The organism is Streptomyces enissocaesilis (assembly GCF_039533765.1).
Taxonomy (GTDB): Bacteria; Actinomycetota; Actinomycetes; order Streptomycetales; family Streptomycetaceae; genus Streptomyces; species Streptomyces enissocaesilis.
The window spans coordinates 53,102-73,402 of record NZ_BAAAUD010000042.1; the positions used below are offsets into that span (position 1 = coordinate 53,102).

21 protein-coding genes are annotated in these 20,301 nt (G+C 70.4%); 17 read left to right on the top strand and 4 right to left on the bottom strand.

Annotation, left to right across the window (positions count from 1 at the left end; translation table 11 throughout):
* Positions 1-87: 87 nt before the first annotated feature.
* Positions 88-1,395, top strand: coding sequence for an Nramp family divalent metal transporter (locus tag ABD374_RS21835; protein WP_344497278.1), 1,308 nt, complete (start codon positions 88-90; stop codon positions 1,393-1,395).
* A gap of 73 nt (positions 1,396-1,468) precedes the next feature.
* Here ABD374_RS21835 and ABD374_RS21840 read toward each other — a convergent pair whose 3' ends face one another.
* Positions 1,469-1,891, bottom strand: coding sequence for a hypothetical protein (locus ABD374_RS21840; protein ID WP_344497279.1), 423 nt, complete (start codon positions 1,889-1,891; stop codon positions 1,469-1,471).
* 166 nt (positions 1,892-2,057) lie between these two features.
* Here ABD374_RS21840 and ABD374_RS21845 point away from each other — a divergent pair, with 166 nt between their 5' ends.
* Positions 2,058-3,098, top strand: coding sequence for a helix-turn-helix domain-containing protein (locus ABD374_RS21845; RefSeq protein ID WP_344497280.1), 1,041 nt, complete (start codon positions 2,058-2,060; stop codon positions 3,096-3,098).
* Positions 3,099-3,110: 12 nt separating this feature from the next.
* On the opposite strand, the gene ABD374_RS21850 is transcribed toward ABD374_RS21845, so the two are convergent.
* The gene (locus ABD374_RS21850; protein ID WP_344497281.1) at positions 3,111-4,808 is read right to left on the bottom strand and encodes a chitinase; all 1,698 of its coding nucleotides are present in this window, start codon (positions 4,806-4,808) and stop codon (positions 3,111-3,113) included.
* Positions 4,809-5,482: 674 nt separating this feature from the next.
* On the opposite strand from ABD374_RS21850, the gene ABD374_RS21855 reads away from it, so the two are divergent.
* From ABD374_RS21855 to ABD374_RS21915, 13 genes are all read left to right on the top strand, one after another.
* Positions 5,483-6,385, top strand: a complete 903-nt coding sequence (locus ABD374_RS21855; RefSeq protein WP_344497282.1) for a hypothetical protein — start codon at positions 5,483-5,485, stop codon at positions 6,383-6,385.
* A 123-nt stretch (positions 6,386-6,508) separates the two neighbouring features.
* Complete coding sequence (cpaB, locus tag ABD374_RS21860; RefSeq protein ID WP_344497283.1) at positions 6,509-7,216, top strand: Flp pilus assembly protein CpaB; 708 nt, start codon at positions 6,509-6,511, stop codon at positions 7,214-7,216.
* Between the two features lie 10 nt (positions 7,217-7,226).
* Entirely contained in the window at positions 7,227-8,855 is a 1,629-nt protein-coding gene (locus ABD374_RS21865; protein ID WP_344497284.1) for a CpaE/TadZ family protein, read from the top strand.
* Complete coding sequence (locus ABD374_RS21870) at positions 8,852-9,241, top strand: TadE family protein (RefSeq protein ID WP_344497285.1); 390 nt, start codon at positions 8,852-8,854, stop codon at positions 9,239-9,241. Before ABD374_RS21865 ends, ABD374_RS21870 begins: the two co-directional genes overlap by 4 nt.
* Positions 9,242-9,313: 72 nt before the next feature.
* Complete coding sequence (locus tag ABD374_RS21875) at positions 9,314-10,660, top strand: TadA family conjugal transfer-associated ATPase (protein WP_344497286.1); 1,347 nt, start codon at positions 9,314-9,316, stop codon at positions 10,658-10,660.
* 6 nt (positions 10,661-10,666) lie between these two features.
* Positions 10,667-11,608, top strand: coding sequence for a type II secretion system F family protein (locus ABD374_RS21880; RefSeq protein WP_344497287.1), 942 nt, complete (start codon positions 10,667-10,669; stop codon positions 11,606-11,608).
* A gap of 147 nt (positions 11,609-11,755) precedes the next feature.
* On the top strand, positions 11,756-12,646 hold the full coding sequence (locus tag ABD374_RS21885; protein WP_344497288.1) for a DUF5936 domain-containing protein: 891 nt from the start codon (positions 11,756-11,758) through the stop codon (positions 12,644-12,646).
* Between the two features lie 69 nt (positions 12,647-12,715).
* Positions 12,716-14,104, top strand: a complete 1,389-nt coding sequence (locus tag ABD374_RS21890) for a sensor histidine kinase (protein ID WP_344497289.1) — start codon at positions 12,716-12,718, stop codon at positions 14,102-14,104.
* Positions 14,105-14,160: 56 nt separating this feature from the next.
* Positions 14,161-15,276, top strand: coding sequence for a response regulator (locus ABD374_RS21895; protein WP_344497290.1), 1,116 nt, complete (start codon positions 14,161-14,163; stop codon positions 15,274-15,276).
* Positions 15,277-15,455: 179 nt separating this feature from the next.
* Positions 15,456-15,692, top strand: a complete 237-nt coding sequence (locus ABD374_RS21900; protein ID WP_344497291.1) for a hypothetical protein — start codon at positions 15,456-15,458, stop codon at positions 15,690-15,692.
* Positions 15,692-16,291, top strand: coding sequence for a pilus assembly protein TadG-related protein (locus tag ABD374_RS21905; protein ID WP_344497292.1), 600 nt, complete (start codon positions 15,692-15,694; stop codon positions 16,289-16,291). Before ABD374_RS21900 ends, ABD374_RS21905 begins: the two co-directional genes overlap by 1 nt.
* Before the next feature lie 31 nt (positions 16,292-16,322).
* Positions 16,323-16,925, top strand: coding sequence for a hypothetical protein (locus ABD374_RS21910; protein ID WP_344497293.1), 603 nt, complete (start codon positions 16,323-16,325; stop codon positions 16,923-16,925).
* Between the two features lie 46 nt (positions 16,926-16,971).
* The gene (locus ABD374_RS21915; RefSeq protein ID WP_344497294.1) at positions 16,972-17,598 is read left to right on the top strand and encodes an OmpA family protein; all 627 of its coding nucleotides are present in this window, start codon (positions 16,972-16,974) and stop codon (positions 17,596-17,598) included.
* Positions 17,599-17,919: 321 nt separating this feature from the next.
* Here ABD374_RS21915 and ABD374_RS21920 read toward each other — a convergent pair whose 3' ends face one another.
* Positions 17,920-18,360, bottom strand: a complete 441-nt coding sequence (locus tag ABD374_RS21920; RefSeq protein ID WP_344497295.1) for a nuclear transport factor 2 family protein — start codon at positions 18,358-18,360, stop codon at positions 17,920-17,922.
* A gap of 90 nt (positions 18,361-18,450) precedes the next feature.
* Here ABD374_RS21920 and ABD374_RS21925 point away from each other — a divergent pair, with 90 nt between their 5' ends.
* Positions 18,451-19,071, top strand: a complete 621-nt coding sequence (locus ABD374_RS21925) for a PadR family transcriptional regulator (protein ID WP_344497296.1) — start codon at positions 18,451-18,453, stop codon at positions 19,069-19,071.
* A gap of 61 nt (positions 19,072-19,132) precedes the next feature.
* Positions 19,133-19,915 (top strand): SGNH/GDSL hydrolase family protein, encoded by a 783-nt coding sequence (locus tag ABD374_RS21930; RefSeq protein WP_344497307.1) that lies wholly within the window; start codon positions 19,133-19,135, stop codon positions 19,913-19,915.
* Between the two features lie 19 nt (positions 19,916-19,934).
* On the opposite strand, the gene ABD374_RS21935 is transcribed toward ABD374_RS21930, so the two are convergent.
* Complete coding sequence (locus ABD374_RS21935) at positions 19,935-20,207, bottom strand: glutaredoxin domain-containing protein (RefSeq protein ID WP_344497297.1); 273 nt, start codon at positions 20,205-20,207, stop codon at positions 19,935-19,937.
* Between the last annotated feature and the right edge of the window lie 94 nt (positions 20,208-20,301).

Below are 20,301 nucleotides of genomic sequence, written 5' to 3' on the forward strand. Positions count from 1 at the left end.
CGGACCCGCCCTACCCCTTGCGCGAACAACCCGTCCCCGCTTTGGTGACTTGGATCACCGTCGGGGACAAACGGGAGGACGCCGGAGATGACAGGCACGACAGAGAGCGGCACGGGAGAGGTCGTATCCAAGCCGCGCAAGTCCAGTTGGAAGTACATCGGCCCCGGCATCGTCGTGGCCGCGACCGGCGTCGGAGCCGGTGACCTCGTCGCGACGCTGATCGCGGGCAGCAAGTTCGGCTACACCCTGATGTGGGCCGCCGTCATCGGCTGCGTCGTCAAGATCGCGCTGGCCGAAGCCGCCGGCCGCTGGCACCTCGCCACCGGCCGCACGCTCTTCGAGGGCTGGCGCAGCCTCGGTCAGTGGACCACCGTCTACTTCGCGGTCTACGTCGTCGTCTGGGGCTTCGTCTACGGTGCGACCGCCATGTCGTCCTCCGCCCTCCCCGTCGTCGCGCTCTTCCCGGACGGGCCGAGCCTCAAGACGTGGGCGGTCGTCATGGGCCTGATCGGCCTGGTCTTCGTCTGGTTCAACCAGTACGCCGTCTTCGAGAAGGTCATGACGGTCCTGGTCGGCGTGATGTTCGTGGTCGTCGTGTACGTCGCGGTCCGCGTCGGCCCCGACGTCGGCGCGTCCTTCGCCGGCCTGCTCCCCGTCCTCCCGGACGGCTCGCTCCTCTACACCCTCGGCCTGATCGGCGGCGTCGGCGGCACGATCACCATGGCGGCGTACGGCTACTGGGTGAACGCCAAGGGCTGGACCAGCACCGGCTGGATGAAGGTGATGCGCCTCGACAACCGCGTCGCCTACATCACCACCGGCATCTTCGTCGTCGCCATGCTGATCGTCGGCGCCGAGCTGCTGCACTCCTCCCAGCTCGCCCTCACCAAGGGCGACCGCGGCCTGATCGACCTCGGCACGATCCTGGAGGACCGGTACGGCACGGTCACCGCCAAGCTCTTCCTCGTCGGCTTCTTCGCCACGTCCTTCTCCTCCCTCATCGGCGTCTGGCACGGCGTGAGCCTGATGTTCGCCGACTTCGTCGAGCGCCTCCGGCGCGACCGCGAGGGCGCCCCCGTGGACGAGGGCACGACGGCGGAGGTGGCGGCCGGGGTGAAGGAGCGCTCGCTGCCCTTCCGGGCGTACCTGCTGTGGCTGACGTTCCCGCCGATGACACTGCTCTGGCTGGACCAGCCGTTCGGCCTGGTCGTGGTGTACGGCGTGCTCGGCGCGTTCTTCATGCCCTTCCTCGCGCTCACCCTGGTGTGGCTGCTCAACTCCTCGCGCACGCCCGCCGAGTGGCGCAACGGCGTGCTCAGCAACGTGATGCTGGTGGCGGCGGGCCTGCTGTTCGTCGTGCTGTGCGTACAGCAGGTGCGCGAACTGCTCCGGTAGCGGTCGGCACCCGGTCCGTGCGGACCCCCGCGGGCGCGCGGGCCGGGTGCCCTCACCCCGTGCCCCGCCGGAATCAGTCGGCGACGCGCCCGGTGGCCGCACCGCTGATGTTGAACAGCAACCTGTACTTGGTGCCGTCCCCGACGTCGGTCGCGATCACGTTCCACTGCCCCGAACGGGCGTAGGTGTAGTCGGCCTGGCAGTACGAGCCGCCCGAACTCGGGTAGAAGCACACCTTGATGTACCGGTTCGTGGCGGGCCTCACGTTGATGTCGGTGCAGTTGGAGGACGTCGTCAGCCGCGCGGTGCTGGACGTGGGGTAGTAGAAGTTCCCGTCGGGCTTGGAGTAGGCCACCGAGCCGCCGTAGCAGTCCGCCTGGACACCCGAGGCACTCGGCGGGGCCTGTGCGGCGACCGCGGTGTTCGCCGTGATCCCGCCGGCCGCCATGACGAGTCCGCCGGTCACCGCGGCGAGTTTCCTGGCTGTCTTCCGCATTGCTTGCCTTCCTTCCGCTTTCGGCACCCCGGGCCCGGTCACGCCCATCGCGCCACCGTGTGTCCCGTTCGGCCTGTTCTGTGGTTCACACCCTCCTTCACCCCTGACACGCTTGACCACGACGTTGCGACTGAGCGCAAAAGCCATGGTCAACGGGGGGAACAGAATGCTCCGAGTCCATTTCACCGATGCCGATCTGGCCCGCACCCGGGTGGCGGCCGCACCGGATCCGATGTGGGAGACCGCCACGAGCCTGCACCGCTTCCAGACGCGTCGCGGGCGCGTGACCCACGCGGAGTGGTACCGCACCGCCCGTCACCGCCTGCGGGAGCGCGGGCTCGGACGCGCCGTGCGCACCGTGCTGCTCCCGCTGTTCCCGAGGGCCGCGTACTTCCCGGACTTCCTCACTCCGCCCCCACGCGGCGAGGGGCTGTCCGGTGCTCTCGAAGCCGTCCTGGACACACCGCCGAGCCGGGTCCGCACGGAGGTGGCCCTTCTCGACCGCATCGTCGGAGCGCCGTCCTGGGCGGCCCACCTGACGGACAAACGGCCGCGCGAGGAGCTCGTGCGGACCCTGCGCGCCTACTACGACGCCGCCATCGCCCCCTACGAGGAGCGCATGCAGGCCGGCCTGGACGCCGAGCGGACCGTGCGCTGCCGCCGCCTGCTGGACAGCGGCAACGAGGGCATGCTGACCGGACTGAGCCCCGCGCTGCGCTGGCGGTACCCCGTCCTGCACGCCGAGTACCCCGTGGAGAAGGACCTGGTCCTGAACGGCCGGGGGCTGCTGCTCGTCCCCTCGTACTTCTGCTGGCGGAGCCCCGTCGCCTTCGCCGACCCGGAGCTGCCGCCCGTCCTGGTCTACCCCCTCGCCCACGACCGGCCCGCCCCGCGGCGGAACACGCCGGACGGCGCGCCGGCCCCGGCCCTGACCTCGCTGCTCGGGCGCACCCGGGCCGACGTCCTGTCCGCCGCGTACGGGGGCGCCACCACCGGCGAGATCGCACGGTCCGTCGGGGTGTCCGCCTCCTCCGCCAGCAGGCACGTCACCGTGTTGCGCGACGCGGGGATGATCGCCAGCGCCCGCGACGCGGCCACGGTGCTGCACACCCTCACCCCGGCCGGAGTGAGCCTGCTCCGGGCCGGCGGCACGCGGGTACGCGGCAGCGCCGCCGGGGGAGCGGCGGCGCTGCTGGGCGGGGGCTGACCGGGAGGACCCCTACGGCAGGTTGTGGACGTGCGGCCCCACCGCGTTCGACCAGGCGTTGCCGGCCGTCGCGTCCCAGTTCGTGGACCAGGTCATGGCGCCGCGCAGCCCGGGGTAGGTCTTGGCGGGCTTGAAGGAACCGCAGTTCGTCCCGCGCGTCAGGCAGTCCAGTGCGGCGTTCACGACGGACGGGGAGACGTACCCGCTGCCCGCGCCCCGCGGGGACGCCGGTACGCCCAGGCCCACCTGGCTCGGGGCGAGGCCGCCCTCCAGCTGGATGCAGGCGAGCGCGGTGAGGAAGTCGACGGACCCCTGCGAGTAGACCTTTCCGTCGCAGCCCAGCATGGAACCGCTGTTGTAGTACTGCATGTTGACGACGGTCAGGATGTCCTTCACCGCGAGCGCCGTCTTGAAGTACTCGGTGCCGGTGTTCTGCATGTCGATGGTCTGCGGCGCCATGGTGAGCACGAGCCCGGAGCCCGCCTTGGCGGACAGCTGGCGCAGCGCCTTCGTCAGGTACGTCGAGTTGATGCCGTGTTCGAGGTCGATGTCGACGCCGTTGAAGCCGTACTCCTGCATGAGCGCGTAAGCGCTGTTGGCGAAGGCGGTCGCGGAGGCGTCACTGTTGATCGTGACGTTGCCCTTCTCGCCGCCGACCGAGATGATCACGGACTTCCCGGCGGCCTTCTTGGCGGCGATGTCGGCCTTGAAGTCGGCGACGCTCGCGTACCCGACGGCCGGGTCGAGGTTGAAGACGATCTGGCCGGGCGTCGCGGTCGAGTCGGCGAACGACACGGCGATGATGTCGTACTGCGCCTGCACGTCGCGCAGCTTCTGCACGGTCGCGCCGTTGTCGAAGTTCTGCCAGTAACCGGTCAGCGCGTGCTTGGGCACCGCCGGGCCGGGCCCGGGGTCGCCGCCGCCCGGGGCGGTCCGGCCCCTGACGGACGCGGACTTCGGGGACTCGCCGGCCGAGTTGACCGCGGTGACCTGGAAGTCGTACGCCGTGTCCGCGGCCAGCCCGGAGACGGTCGCGGAGGTCCCGCTCACGGACTGCACCTTCGCACCGCCGCGGTAGACGTTGTAGCCGGTGGCGCCGCTGACGCCGGACCAGGAGAGGGCGACGGACGACGGCGTCGTGGCGCCGACCGCAAGCCCGGCGGGGGCGGCCGGGACGCCCGGTTCGGGGTCGGTGCCACCGCCGCCGTCGGGCCCGAAGACGGACACGTCGTCGACGTAGTAGGCGCTCTGTCCGTACCAGCCGTGGGTGTAGACCGTCACGGAGGTGGTGGACGGGCCCGCCTTGAAGCTGGTGGTGAGCTGCTTCCAGCCGGACGAGCCGGGCGTCCAGGTGGAGACGTCCGTCGTACCGGTGCCGCTCGCGCCGAGGTAGGCGTACCCGCCCTGCACCCAGGCGCTGAGCGTGTACGTCGCCCCGGGCTTCACGGCGACGGTCTGCGAGCAGCGGGCGTTGTCCTGCCCGCCGGGGGTGCCCTTGAGGGCGGCGGCGCCACCGTGCACGGGGGAAGAGACGGTGGCGCCGCTGCCTGCGGAACAGGCCCAGTTGCTGAGCCCGGACTCGAAGCCGGCGTTCTTGGCGACGTTCAGATCGGCGGCTCGGGCGACGGGAGCGGCCAGGCCGGCGAGGGCGACGGTGGCTGCGGTGAGGGCGGCGGTGAGGGTGAGTCGGGGGAGTGCTGGGCGGTCCACTTGCTGCCTCCGGTGGGGGAGTGTGGGGAGGAGTCACTGGGACGGTGGCCACCGTTTGTTGTTGGACGTTAAAATGGTTCAGACCAATCGGGTTGTCAATACCTCTGGCGGAGAAGGGGATTGAACGGGGCGGGCGCCGGCTCGGCCCGCGGCTCGCACCGGACCGTCCTGCCGCCGGCCCCCTGCCGGATCTCCCGGCGGCACGGGACGGCGGCCGGCAGTGCCGGCCCCCGCCCGGACCCGGCGCCGTCGGCGGCCCGGAGGCGGACGGGGAGTGCGCGCGGGTCCGGGTCGGTGACCTCGGCGCGGGTGCGGTCGCGGGTGCCGCCCACCCGGAGGGCCACGGGGGCGCTCGTCGCGGCGGTCCGGTGCGGTGATCTCCCGGCCCGACGCCGGTGCTGAGGACCGGTCGAGCCGCTGACTCCACCGGGCCCGGCACGGTTACGGCACCGATCCGGCCCGGTAGCGCGCCGGCGAGGGCGGCCCGGCCCCCCACCCCTCCCCGCGGACGCCCCGTGGATGGCTGCGCTCCGCGCAAGTACGGCCGTACAAGAAAAACGAAAAGCGTTTTTCACCCGGTACGCCGTGGATAAAGTGCTGGTGCAGCACGACGGAGCAGCATCGATCTGCGTACACCGGGAGCGTCGGCGTACGGAGTGGACGGGGAAACCAACGTGCCGACCGCGATCGCAGTCACCAGCGCCGACCTGGTGCTGCCGCCCACCGACCCGCAGACCCCGACGGCGGCCCTGCTCCAGGCCCCGGACGCCCAGCCGCTCGAAGCCGCGCTCGTGGACATGGGCGTCATGCTGGAGCGGCACGGTTACGTCGTCGCCGTCTACCCCGCCTCCCTCCCCGCCGCCCACGAGAACCGTCTGCACACCGTCCGCTCGATGCTGGAGACCGACCGGCTGGCCCTGCTGAAGCTCGATCTGCCGCCTCTGGCGATCGGCGTGCTCGTGCGCCAGCTGCGGCAGCTGTCGATCTGCGACTTCAGCGCGGGCGTCGTCGCGTCGGCGGCCCGGCTGCTGTCGCACTACATCCACGCGGGCGCGCTGCTCAACTCGGTCACGAAGCTGGACCGGGTGCCGGTCAGCCTCAAGTCGCATGCCAAGTCGTGGATGCCCGGCACGCAGTTCGGCGTACTGACCAATCCGAACCCCGAACTGATCAAGATCGGGTCCGGTGGGTCCGGTGGGTCCGGTGGGAGCGGTGGGGCCGGCGCGGGCCTGACCGGGCCGGAGTTCTCCACCCAACTGCTCGTCGGAAAGGGGAACCTGGTCTCCGACTGGGTCACCGGGACACTCGCCCCCGCCTGGCAGGTCCAGGGCGTACAGGAGACCGCACTGCCCGCCGACTCCCCGCGCTGGTGGGGCACGGCGAAGATGATCGAGTTCGCCGCCTTCCTGCCGGACATCTCGGTCCTCTACCAACTGGTGGCATCCGTACGGCGCGAGCGCTGCCCCTGGTGCGGGATCGAACTCATCGGTGACCGCTGCGGGTTCTGTTCGGCCCCCCTCACCCCGCCCGAGAACCGGTCCCGCGCGGTCGGTGTCCTGAACCAGGGGTCGCCCTAGCGCCGCGCGGGCACGATGTCCCTCGGCAGCACAACCGTTCCACGGTCTCACCGCCTCACCCGCGCGCACCACCCCGCTCACTGCCCGTTGAACCGACGTTCCTGATCGAGGTAGCCCTTCTCCATGAACTCACGTCAGCGCCGCGGCGTCATTCTGCTGCTCCTCTCGGTTCTCTGCGCCTTCGGGGCGTTCGCCGGCGTGCTCTCGGTGATCAGCGATGTGAACTCCAAGGTGGGGCCGGAAGTGCCGGCGTACCGGCTCAAGAGCGACGTGGCGCCCTACAAGCAGCTGGAACCCGGCCAGTTCGAGAAGATCTCGATGCCCGAGCGGTGGCTTTCCGCCAATGCCGTGACCGACATCTCCGAGGTGCGCGGAAAGATCGCGGTGACCCAGCTCCAGAAGGGCTCGCTGCTCCAGAGCGACATGATCGTGAAGAAGCCCGAACTGGCCTCGGGAGAGCAGGAGATCGCGATCATGATCGACGCGGCGACGGGGGTGGCGGGCAAGATCAACCCCGGTGCGCGCGTGAACATCTACGCCACCTTCGAGGGCGAGGAAGAGGGGCAGCCGAACAAGTCCCAGGTCATCGTCTCCGGCGCCCGCGTGCTCGACGTCGGCAGGATCACGGCGCTGGAGCCGAACCGGAACGACCGCGGCCGCAGGGCCACCGACGCGGTACCGATCACTTTCGCGCTGAACACGCTCGACGCCCAGCGCGTGGCGTACGCGGAGTCCTTCGCCGAGCACGTGCGGCTGGCGCTGGTGGCCGACGGCAGCGACACCACGATCTCGCCGCGCGACCGTGAGTACACCCTCGACGGGGACAAGTGAGGACCGGCGTATGACGACTCGTATCCTCCCGGCGGTCGGCGACCCCGATGCCGCCCGCGCCATCACCACCCTCCTCAGCCAGCTCCCCGACGCGGAACCGGCCCCGCCCGTCGCCGACTCCACCTCCCTCCTCGACACCCTCGCGCGGCTCGCGGGCGAATCGCTCGACGAGCTGCCCGAGGTGGTCCTCGTGCACGAGCGCATCGGCCCGGTGCCCGCGCTGGAGCTGATCCGGGAGGTCGCCCTGCGCTTCCCGGCGGTCGGCGTCGTCCTCGTCACCGCCGACACCGGCCCCGCGCTCTTCACGGCCGCGATGGACTCGGGCGCGCGGGGGCTGGTCGGACTGCCGCTCGGTTACGAGGAACTGGCGGCCCGGGTGCAGGGCGCCGCATCCTGGTCCACGGGCGTACGCCGCCACCTGGGCGCGGGGCCGGACGTCTTCACGGGACCCGGCGGCACGGTGGTGACGGTGACGGGCGCCAAGGGCGGTACCGGGGCCACGGTCGTCGCCGTACAGCTGGCACTGGCGGCGAAGGCTTCGGGGCGTACGGTCGCACTGGTCGACCTGGACCTCCAGTCGGGGGACGTGGCGTCGTACCTCGACGTGCAGTTCCGCCGCTCGATCGTCGACCTGGCCGGGATCGCCGACATTTCGCCGCGCGTCCTCCAGGACGCGGTCTTCTCCCACCCCACGGGCATCAGCCTGGTGCTCGCGCCGGCCGAGGGGGAGCGGGGCGAGGAGGTCACCGACCGGGTGGCGCGCCAGGTGGTGAGCGCCCTCCGTAACCGTTACGACGTCGTGGTCGTCGACTGCGGTACGCAGATGAACAGCGCGAACGCGGCCGCCGTCGAGATGGCCGACCAGGCGCTGCTCGTCGTCACCCCGGACGTGGTGGCGGTACGGGCGGCCAAGCGCATGGTGCGGATGTGGGACCGCCTCCAGATCCGCAAGGCGGAGGAGACGGTCACCGTCGTCAACCGCCACAACCGCAACACGGAGATCCAGCCGCCGCTGGTCGAGCGGATCACGGGCACGAAGGTCGCACGGGCCGCGATCCCCGCCAACTTCAAGGAACTCCAGGCGGCGACGGACGCCGGACGCATGCAGGACCTGGACAGCCGGAGCACGGTCAAGCAGGCGCTGTGGGCGCTGGCGGGCGAACTGGGACTGGTGAAACCGGCGGCGGGCGCGGGGGGCAAGGGCGGCGGGAAGCTGCTGCGCAGCGACCGGGGGGCGATCGGTTTCCTGGGGCGGGGCAAGGACCGGGACCGGGGCGCTGTCACGGTCGAGCTGGCCGGCATGGCCCCCCTGATCATCTTCGTGATGGTCGCGATGTGGCAGGCGGTCCTGTTCGGCTACACGTTCTCGCTGGCGGGCAACGCGGCGGACGAGGGGGCGCGGGCGGCCACGGCGGCGGCGACGAGCGGCGCCGGGACCGCCGCGGCGTGCGAGTCCGCGGCCAAGGAACACCTGCCGTCCTCGTGGCAGGGCGGCGCCGAGATCTCCTGCACCCCGGAGGGCAACCTGTGGAAGGCACACGTCGGGCTCACCACCCCGATCCTCTTCCCCGGGGCCGGCAGCTTCCCCTGGGAAGTGGACGGCGACGCGGGAGCTGCCCTGGAGGGGGACGGTCCATGAGATCTTTACGCCGCCGCGTCACCGGCCGGAACCGCGACCGGGGCGCCGCCGTCCTGGAGTTCGCCGGCTTCCTGCCCATCCTGCTGATCGTCGCCATGGCCGGCATCCAGCTCGGCATCGTCGGTTACGCCGCATCCCAGGCGGGCACCGCGGCGCGGGCGGCGGCCCGTACGGAGGCGCAGGAGGAGTTCTGGGGGCAGGGCGCGGCCACGGGAAAGGCGGCGATGAGCGACTGGCTGGCCGGACGTACGGACATCGATGTGGACGACGGCCCCACCGTCACCGCGACGGCCGTGGTGTCGATTCCCTCGGTCGTCCCCGGCATGGACGACTTCGGTGAGGTCGAGCGCTCGGTGACGATGCCTGCCGACGAGGAAGAGCCGTAACCGCCCCACTGCGCACGAAAGGCACCTGGCAGGAACCGCGCGAGCGAACCGCACCACCGAGGAGTGACGCACATGAGTCTGCGGGCACGCATCACCGCCCCCGACGAGCACGCGGGCGGCAGGGAGGACGGCCATCTGGTCGCCACCTACCGCACCAAGCTGCTGGAGGAGATCGACCTCGCGGAGATGTCCTCGCTCGCGGCGGGCGAGCGGCGGGCCCGGCTGGAGCGCGTACTCGCCCACATCATCAGCCGCGAGGGCCCGGTGCTCTCCACGGCCGAGCGCTCCCAGCTCATCCGCCGCGTCGTCGACGAGGCGCTGGGGCTCGGCGTACTCGAACCGCTCCTCGAAGACGCGTCCATCACCGAGATCATGGTCAACGGCCCCGACTCGATCTTCGTCGAGCGGGCCGGCCGCGTCGAGCAGCTCCCCATGCGCTTCGCGTCCAGCGAGCAGCTGATGCAGACCATCGAGCGCATCGTCTCGACCGTCAACCGCCGCGTGGACGAGTCCAACCCGATGGTCGACGCCCGCCTGCCGTCCGGCGAGCGCGTCAACGTCATCATCCCGCCGCTGTCCCTGACCGGCCCGACGCTCACGATCCGCCGCTTCCCGCGCGCGTACCGGCTCCAGGAGCTGATCGGCCTCGGCACGCTCGACGAGCAGATGCTGATGCTGCTGTCGGCCCTCGTGCGGGCCCGCTTCAACGTCATCGTGTCCGGCGGTACGGGCTCCGGCAAGACCACGCTCCTCAACGCGCTGTCCGGCCTCATCCCCGACCACGAACGCATCATCACCGTCGAGGACGCGGCGGAGCTCCAGCTCCAGCAGGCGCACGTCATCCGTCTGGAGACCCGCCCGCCCAACGTCGAGGGCAAGGGCCAGATCACCATCCGCGACCTCGTACGCAACTCCCTGCGCATGCGCCCCGACCGCATCATCGTCGGTGAGGTGCGCGGCGGCGAGACGCTCGACATGCTCCAGGCGATGTCGACCGGCCACGACGGCTCGCTCGCCACCGTCCACGCCAACAGCGCCGAGGACGCGCTGATGCGGCTCCAGACGCTCGGCTCGATGTCGGAGGTCGAGATCCCGTTCGAGGCCCTCAGGGACCAGATCAACAGCGCCGTCGACGTCCTCGTGCAGCTGGCGCGCATGGCCGACGGCTCCCGCAGGATCAGCGAGATCGCGATCCTCGTGTCGCACGGCCGCGAACGCTTCCAGATCGCCACCGTCTCGCGCTTCGTCGCCCTGCCGATGAGCGCGGACCGCACCGTCCACGGCCGGTTCGAACACCTCGGCCTGCCCCGCCGCGTCGCCGAACGGCTCCACCTCGCGAACGAGCCGGTCCCGCCCGCGTTCGGCGTGGCGGAGCTCAACGACCCGCTCAGCCCGCTCCACGTCCGAGAGGCCCAGTAGGTACGCATGAACAATTACGCACTGCTGGCGATCGGCGGCACGCTGCTCTGCGGGGTGCTGGCCATCGCCGGGCTCCACACCTACGTCTCGGGCAGGGCCCAGCGCGCCGCCCTCGTCGACCGCCTGGCCCTCACGGACGGCCGCCACCACGGCATGGGCCGGCAGCGGCGGTTCGCGGGGATCGACCGGCGGCTCCGCGGGACCGCCCTGGGCAAGCGGATCCACCTGCGTCTCTCGGCCACCGGACTCGACCTGACGGCGGGGGAGTTCTCCGTCTACGTGGTGGTCGGTGTGGCCGCCCTCTGGCTGATCGCCTCCTCGGTACTGGCCCCCTTCTTCGGCCCCGTCGCCGGGCTCGTCGCCCTCTGGGGAGGCAGCGCCTTCCTCAACTGGCAGCGGCAGAAGCGGATCGAGGCATTCATCAACCAGCTCCCCGACCTGTCCCGCATCCTGGCCAACGCGACGGCCGCGGGACTCGCCCTGCGTACCGCGCTGAGCATGGCGGCCGAGGAACTGGAGGCACCGGCGGGCGAGGAACTGGCGGGCGTGGCGAACCAGCTGGCGGTCGGCCGGTCCGTCGACGACGCCCTGGGCGAGCTGGCCGAACGCCTGCCGTCGCGCGAGCTCGTCGTCCTGGTCACGACCCTGGTCCTCTCCAACCGGGCCGGCGGCACGGTCGTCGGATCGCTCCGCAACCTCACCGAGACGCTGGAGGAGCGCAAGGAGACGCGACGCGAGGTCCGTACGATGCTGGCCGAGGTCAACGCCACCGCGTACACGATCCCGCTGCTCGGCCTCGGCGCGATGATCATGCTCAACTCCGTCACCCCGGGCTCCATGGCCCGGATGACCAGCAACCCGATCGGCCAGATCATCGTGATCGTGGCCATCGGCCTCTACGCCCTCGGCTTCCTCGTGATGCGCCGCCTGGGCAAGGTCGACGTCTGAACCCCTGACACCTGAACCCCTGGCACCTGAACCCCTGGCACCTGAACCCCTGGCACCTGAACCTCTGGCATCCGAACCCTTGACATCCGAACCTCTGACAACCGAATCGCCCGTACGAGCCGAAAGCTGAAACAGGAGGTGTCCGGCATGGTGGGATTGGGGCTCGCGCTGCTGGTCGGGCTGAGCGTCGCCGGCGTCTTCCAGGGCGTCAGGATGTACCGCGCCGAAGCCAAGGTCCCGGGGGACCTGGCCGTCGCCCTGGAGATCGGCGCCTCGCGCGTCTCGGGGACCGAATCGGCCGTCGACCGCCTCGGTATGCGGTTCGCCCCGGGCGTGCTCCGCCTCATGGGGCCGAAGGCGGTCGAAAGGAAGCGCCGCAAGATCGACACGGCGGGCAACCCCGGCGGCCTCACCGTCGACCGGTACGCCGCGCGCCGCGCCGTGTACGGCCTGTTCGGAGGGCTGTCGGCCCTGGTCCTCCTGCTCCAGGACCTGCCGCTGTTCGCCGTGTTCTGCATCGCGTACGGCTGGTTCGCCGCGGACGTCACCATCTGGCAGGCCGTCCGGGAACGCAAGGACGTCATCGAGCGGACCCTGCCCGACTTCCTCGACGTCCTCGCCGTCGTCGTCAGCGCGGGCCTAGGCTTCCGGCAGGCGCTCGACCGGGTCGCGGAGAAGTACGAAGGCCCGTGGGCCGACGAACTCCGCATCACCCTGCGCCAGATGGACATGGGCGTGAGCCGACGCCAGGCCTTCGACGAACTGCGCAAGCGCAACGAGTCCGAGCAGGTGTCCCAGTTCGTGACGGCGCTCCAGCAGGGCGAGGAGCTCGGCGCGCCGATCGCCGACACCCTGATCCAGATCGCCAACGACATGCGGCGCACCGACGCCCAGAACTCCCGGCGCCGCGCCGCGAAGGCGATCCCCAAGACGACGGTCGTCACGCTCGCCTTCATGGTCCCGGCCACGCTGCTGCTCATCGTGGCCAACATGTTCCTGGGGTCGGAGACCGACTTCGGCTCGGTCTTCGGCGGCTGACGGGCCATGCCACTCCCCACGATCCGGCGCAGAGCCGGAACCGGCACCGGCACCGGAACCGGAGCCGGGATGCCCGGGGGCGGCACGACGGCCCCGCTCGATGGGCCGGCCGGTGTGCCACTCGACGTGCCGGTCGCGTCCGCCCTGGCCGACGACGTACCCGCCCCGAGCATCCCGATCCAGATCAACGCCCTCCAGGCGCTGTGCCGCCAGGTCTTCGGCTTCCGCCTCGCCATGATCGCGCTGGGGGCGCCCTTCGCGCTGGCCAGGGCGGGCGGGCAGTTCGGCGGCTGGCTGGTCGGGGGAGCCGTGGTCTTCAGCTTCGTCGGCTCGTACGCCGTGCTCCGCGACTGGGAGGTGATCGGCCCCCTCCTGATCAAGTACCGCACGCTGATGGGCGTGGACCTGGTCTTCGGCTCCGTCCTGCTGCTGACGGCCTCGCCCGACTCGGCCCTCGGTTACGCCACCGTGTGTACGCCGCTCCTCGCCGGCCTGCTGTACGGATGGCGGGGCGCGGGGATCTTCACCGCCATCCAGATCCTTCTGCTGGCGGCGGCCTACACGGCCTGGGACCAGCGGATGGCGAGCCCGGCCAGCACCCTGCTGATCAGCGGTTTCTGCGTGGCGGCCGGGGTCATCGGCGTAACGCTGCGGAATCTGATGTTCCGCTTCGGGGCGGCCACCCAGGCCCTCTCCGAGGCCAACGCCCGGCTCGCGGTCACGGACGCGGTGGAGAGCGAGCGTGCGCGTCTGGCCCGGGAGATGCACGACTCGGTGGCCAAGACCCTGCACGGCGTCGCCCTGGCGGCGGAGGGGCTGGAGCGGTCCGCCGACCGCATGGACCCGCTGACCGTCAAGCACCAGGCGGGCATGGTCGCGCGCTCGGCGCGGCGGGCGGCGGCGGAATCCCGCGAGATCCTCTCCGACCTGCGCAGGCGGGCGGACTACGACACCGGGGGAGTGGTGATCGCCGAAGAACTCGCCGCACGCCTGGCCGACTTCGGGCACCGTACGCGCATCGAGACGGCGTTCTGCCCGGTGGGCGGCGCACCCGCGCCGGTCGTGACCGTTCCGCACACGGTCGCACGCCACCTCCTGACGATCGTCACGGAGGCCATGGAGAACAGCCACCGCCACGCCCACGCGTCCCGGGTCACGGTGGAGTTCGGCCTGGTCGGCGGCGCGCTGCGCGTCAGCGTGCTGGACGACGGCCGGGGCCTGCCCGTGGGCATCAGCCTCGACGACCTCCGCAAGGCCGGCCACTTCGGCCTGGTGGGGATGGTCGAGCGGGCAGCCGGCATCGGCGCTCGGATCTGCATCGGGCGGGGCCGCAGCGCGGGAGGCACCGAAGTGCGCCTGGAACTGCCGGCCGGGTCGCTCGCCTCCGGAGGCATCTCGGCCGCCCCGCCGCCACCAGGACCGACCCATCCCGCCCCGACCCATCCCGCCCCGACCTGAACCGCACCGCATTGCTCCTTCCCGATCCGAACCACTCTCCGAGAGGAGGCCGCACCATGCCGGACGAAAGCTCGTACAGCTCCGGGGCCCACCGGTCCGGGCCGTCGCCGTCGCACGTGTCCCAGCACAGGTCCTCGCACACGAGGGAACCCCGCTCGGAACACATCCCCGCCCGGGACCGCGTTCCGCCGCCGGCAGCGGCATTTCTTGCTCCCGCATCTCCGTCCGCCCCTGCCCCCGCTCCTCCCCCCGACCCCTTCGGCCCGCCGTCCCTCCTGCGGGTCGTCGTCGCCGACGACAATCCGGTCGTACGGGCGGGCCTCGCCGTCCTGCTCGGAGGCCGCGCGGGGATCGAGGTCGTCGCGGAGGCGGCCGACGGCTGCCAGGCCCTGGCGGCGGCCCGGCACCACCGGCCGGACGTGGTGCTGCTGGACGTCCGGATGCCGGGCGTCGACGGCATCTCCGCGTTGCCGTACCTGGTCCAGGTGGCACCGGTGATGATGCTGACGTACAGCCGGGAGAGCGAGATCGTGCGCGAGGCGTTGCGGCTGGGCGCGGGCGGTTACCTGGTGCACGGCGAGTTCACCGCGGAACAACTCGTGGGCGCGGTACGCGACATCAAGGACGGCCGCGCGCACTTCACGGCCTCGGCCCAGGACGCGCTGCTGGCCCACATGCGGGCCGGGGGCGGCGTTCCCCCGGCCGGGGCGGGCCGGCTCCCCGAAGGTCTCGGCACGGCGTACACCACGGGCACGCCGTACACGGGCGCGCGCCGGATTCCTGGCCACGCGGGGACCCGCGATGCGACTGCACACGCTTCGCGCGAGGCCCATGGGGAGCCAGATGTCTCACATTCGGAGCGACTCCGAGAAACCCCTTCGCAGGTGCAATCGGTCATGGCACAGTACTCAACGATGGACCGGCAGTGGCTCCCGCAGGCGCGGAAGCCCGGCAACAGGCCCGACTTCGGATTGAGTTCGAGGGAGGTGGAGGTCATGGACCTGATCGCGTCAGGGATGAGCAACCAGCAGATCGCCGCCACCTGCTTCATCAGCGAGAAGACCGTCAAGAACCACATCAACCGCATCTTCGCGAAACTTCACAGCGCGAGCAGGAGCGAAGCGATCGCGCTGTGGCTGGGATCGGCGAGGGGGACGACGAGCCATGGCTGAACGGACGACGACAGCGCCGAACCGGATCCGGATCCGGCTTTGGGCCCAGAGTTGGGCCCACGGACCCTCTGGCGTTCCCCCTGTTCCGGCGTACGTTCCTCATGCCGAAAGCGGCACCACGGACGAAGAGGCGCACACGTCGGCCGACTGTCGGTCGGCCGAACTCGAAGGGGTCCCCCATGTCGAAGAACATCACGCTCAAGACCGCCACGAAGACCCAGCTCGCGATCAACAACTGGCGGAACACGGTCGTGACGCACATGCGGCAGCGAGCGGACGAGGGCGCGAGCGTGGTGGAGTACGCCGGTTTGGTGGTCGTGATCGCGCTGATCGTGGTGGCCGTCCGGGGGCTGGGGCTGGACGACACCATCTCGACGGCTATCGGCGACGCGGTGGAGGACATCACCGGCGGCTGATGATCACTGGGTTCCGGCAGGACCGAGGGCAGACTCTCCCCATGTACGTCGTGGTGGTGGGGGGTCTGCTCTTCCTTGCGTTCGCTTACTTTGCCTTCGCTCAGGCAGCTGTTGCCCGAAATGGCGGCCAGTCGGCCGCTGATGCGGCCGCACTCGCAGGCGCCCAGGAAATGCGTGACGAGCTGACCGATGGCTTCATCGATTCTTTCGATACACCGGACGAACTGATCGACTGGCTCGACGGTAAGGGGGTCAGTGGTGCTGACGCTGGAGCTGCCGCAGCTCAGCTGGCCAGTGAAAACGATTCAAATCTCCTGAACCCCTATGTGGACACGGACCGACTGGAGTTCACGGCGGAGATCGAGACGCGCTACACGGTGGGTGACTCGGTGATTCCCGGCACGGAGAACGTGCATGCCAAGGCCGACGCTACCGCAGTGGTTGAACCTCGCTGTGACATTACGCCGGGGAGTGATCCAGCGAAACTCATCGAGATCGACTGCGAGGACAGTATTCGCTGGGAAATCGATCCGAAGGATTTCGTTGTGGAGGACCTGCCCGAGCCGCAGGATCTGTTCTCTGTCCATCTGACTGAATGACCATGATCGTCCAGAAGAGGAAGAACTGCTGATGAGTATGCGGCACACCATGAAGGCCCGAAGGGCACTGGTCGCGGTGGCGATTACTACTGGCTTGGCCCTCACGGTGTCCGGTTGCGGCGGAGGGGAAAAGGAGAAGCCCGATGCGGCCTCCTCTTCCACCTCCACTGACAAGGGCACGGAAGGTGAGGGGAAGCCCAAGGAAGAGGCCCCACAGGCTCCACCGGAGAACACCGTGCTGGCTGAAGTGAAGGGTGGTGACAACATCACCCTTATCGTCAACTCTGCGGTACGGGACGAAGGTGGGTTCCTCACTGTCGGCGGAGTTGTGCAGAACGGCAAGGGCGGGTTCTGGAACCCGGCCACTTGGCGAGGGGACGAGCAGGAACTGTCGGACAATGCTGCCTCCATGGCAGGTGCCTCCCTTGTCGACAGGGTGGGGAAGAAGAAATACCTGATTCTCCGCGATACGGAGGGGCGCTGCCTGTGCACAAAATTCACTGGCGGTTTCCGTAAGGACGAAGAGAAGACCTGGTATGCCCAGTTCCCCGCGCCGCCTGCGAGCACCACCAAGGTCGACTTCCAGATCGCCGACATGCCTCCGGCCACCATCGAGATCTCCGACGGTGAGTGACCCCATGTCCTTCACCCTCCCCCGAAGTCGCCCAGCGCGTTTCGCCATGACCACTCTGGCGACGACAGCGCTGTTCACCGGCCTGTCGGTGACGGGCGCTCACGCCGAGCCCGCGCCCAGCGCACCGCCTGGCAGTACCACTTCGTCGCCGCCCCCGGAGGTGGACGGCAACTCGCCCGGCCTCAAGCTGGCGGACGGAGGCACGCTCGCCCCCGCGCGCGTCATCGACATCAAGTCCGTCGTCGAAGACCTCGGCGGCGAGGAACGGCGCGAGGACACCAACTCCGACGTGAAGTTCGCGCTTCAGGCCGAGGTGCTCTTCGGCAAGGACAGCGCGAAGCTCAACGCGGAGGCCGCGTCCCGCATCAAGGCCATCGCCGACGAGATCATCACCCAGAAGGCGACCAAGATCCGCGTCTTCGGCTTCACCGACGACCTCGGCTCGTACGAGCACGGCAAGGTCCTCTCCAAGAAGCGCGCGGACGCCGTGCAGCAGGAGCTGAACAAGTCGCTCGACTCCACCATCACGTTCGAGATCCGCGGGTACAGCGAGGACTACCCCATCGCCGACAACGACTCGGAGGAAGGCCGCAAGAAGAACCGCCGCGTCGAGGTCTCGTTCCCGCGCGGTGAAGTGCCGGGAGCCGAGGCCGGCTCGGGCACCCAAGGCTGACGGCCGCCGCCGGCCGGGCCGCGGGACACCACCCCTCCGTGGTCCGGCCACCAGCCCGGCCGGCACGACCGGGACCGTGGCCGTCGGAGCGGGTGGTCGGCCTTGCCCGCCTCGATGTCCCGGATCAGGTTCCGCAGAACATCCTGGCTGTCGGTGAGGCGGGCGGGGTGGGTGAGGTAACGGTCCTCCTCCCCGAGGACGGCGATGCAGGCGTTGCGAGGGGACCGGCGGTTCCGCGTCGCGTGGGTGGATCCACCCTCCCGCGCCGCAGGTGTGTACGGGTGTACGGATATGTACGCCTGCGGCGCGGATCGCCGCCGTTCAGGCGCCCTTGCCCGGCGCCGGTACCAGGCCGTCGGCCACCAGGCCGGCCAGTACCGCCTCGCTCAGGGCGTGTGACGCCGACTGCGGACGCACCATCACCGTGAACTCCTTGATCAGACCCGCCTCGTCGAAGTGCAGCAGGTCGATGCCGTGGACCGCCTTCCCGTTCACCACGGCACGGAAGACCAACACGGCCGACGGGGCCTCGGCGCCGTCCGCGTTCGTCTCCGCCGTGCCGTCGAACTCGCCGACGTAACGGAAGTCCTCGAAGGTGCGCAGCAGGACACCGAAGAGGCCCATGACCATCGGTTTGCCCTCGAAGGGCCGGAACTTCACCGGGCTGTAGAGGCGGATGTCTTCCGTGAACAGCCCGTCCAGTGCGCCGAGGTCGCCCTTCTCCGCGGCGGCGCGGAAGCGTTCGGCGGTGGTGTTCTGCATGTGCTCACCCCATACTCAAGTATCTGACTAGTCACTTTCTTGACTATGATGATGGGGGAGCAGACGACGGAAAGGAAGGGGGCGGCATCGATGGCCTTGCGACATGCCGTACTGGCGGCCCTGCTGACCGGTGACGGCAGCGGTGGCAGTGACGGCGGCGGCAGTGACGGTGACGGCGGCGGTGAGTACAGCGGGTATCAGCTGGCCAAGGCGTTCGACATCGGCGTGGCGAACTTCTGGCACGCCCTGCCCCAGCAGCTCTACGCCGAGCTGGCCAAGCTGGAGAAGGAAGGACTGGTCGCGGGGAGGCAAGTGGTCCAGGAGACCCGGCCCAACAAGCGCCTGTTCCGCGTCACCGAAGCCGGCCTCGCCGAACTCGCAGCCTTCACCACCGCCACCTCGAAACCCTCCTTCATCCGCGACGACCTGATGGTGAAGGTCCAGGCGGCCGACTCCGTCGACACCGGTCCGCTGATCGAACAGCTGGAGGAGCGGGCGTCCGTCGCCGAGGCCAAGACCGAGCTCTTCGGCAAGCTGCTCCGCAAGATGCGCGGCGGGCTGGACGAGGAGGAGTTCCTGCGCCGGGGCGACCGGATCGGCCCGTACCTCACCTGTCTGCGCGGCCTGGCCCTGGAGCGGGAGAACCGGGAGTGGGGCCTGCGTGTCGCGGCCGTCCTGCGCGCGAGGGGGCCGATCCGTGCTGAACGCTGAGCAGGTGCCGTACGAGCCATCGTGCGAGCCGGGTGCACCGTACGAGCCGGGTGCACCGCACGTGCCGTACGCGCGGTACGTCGCCCTGGGCGACAGCCAGACCGAAGGTCTCGGCGACGGCGACGACACCACCGGCCTGCGCGGCTGGGCGGACCGTCTCGCCGAGCACCTCGCGGCCGTGAACCCCCGGCTCCAGTACGCCAACCTGGCCGTACGGGGCCGCCTGGCCGGCCAGGTGCGCGCCGGGCAACTGGCACCCGCCCTGGCCCTGCGCCCCGACCTCGCGACGGTCGTCGCCGGTTTCAACGACCTGATGCGGCCCACGTTCGACGCCGCCGAGACGGCCGGTCACCTGGAGGCGATGTTCGCCGCCCTCACCGCCACCGGGGCCCGCGTGGCGACGGTCACCTTCCCCGACATCGGGAAGATCGCGCCCCTCGCCCGGCCGCTGACGCCCCGTGTGCACGACCTCAACGTGCGCATCCGCGCGGCAGCCGCCCGTCATGGCGTCGCGGTCGCCGAAGCCGCCGAGCAAGCCTTCGCCACGGACGTGCGCGTCTGGAGCGAGGACCGGCTCCACGCCAGTCCCCTCGGCCACGAACGGATCGCGGCGGCCGTGGCCCACGCGCTCCGGCTCCCCGGCGCCGACGACGCGTGGACCCGCCCCCTGCCCCCGCTTCCCGTCCCCACCGGGTGGCAGGTGGCGAACGCCGAGCTCCGCTGGGCCGCCGGATTCCTCGGCCCCTGGCTGGGCCGGCGCCTGCGCGGCCGGTCCTCCGGCGACGGCCGTACGGCGAAGCGGCCGCAGCTGCTGCCGGTGCGCCCGGCGCACCCTGCGCGGTAGGGGGGCGCCGGGGGGAAGGTCACTCGGTCCGGGGCCTCGTGTGCGGCGCGTAGGCCGCGACCGCTTCCAGGAGCTGCTTCCTCGACGGGTTCACCAACGGCCTTCCCGCCACGGTCACGGTCGGCACGGTCTCGTTCCCGTCGGCCACGGAACGGACGAACGCCGCCGCGTCCGGGTTCTTCCAGATGTTCACCCTGGTGTACCTGAGCCGGGTGAACGGCAGCCACAGGAACAGCTTCAGGCAGTACGTGCACAGGGGCCGCCAGTAGACGACCACGCCTTCGTCGGTCATGGATGTGTGCTTCTTCCCCGGGTCGCGGACGGACCGAGCGCGAGAAGGGCGGGCTCGGGCTGTGCATCCTATTTCCGTGCGCCGGCCCGGGCGG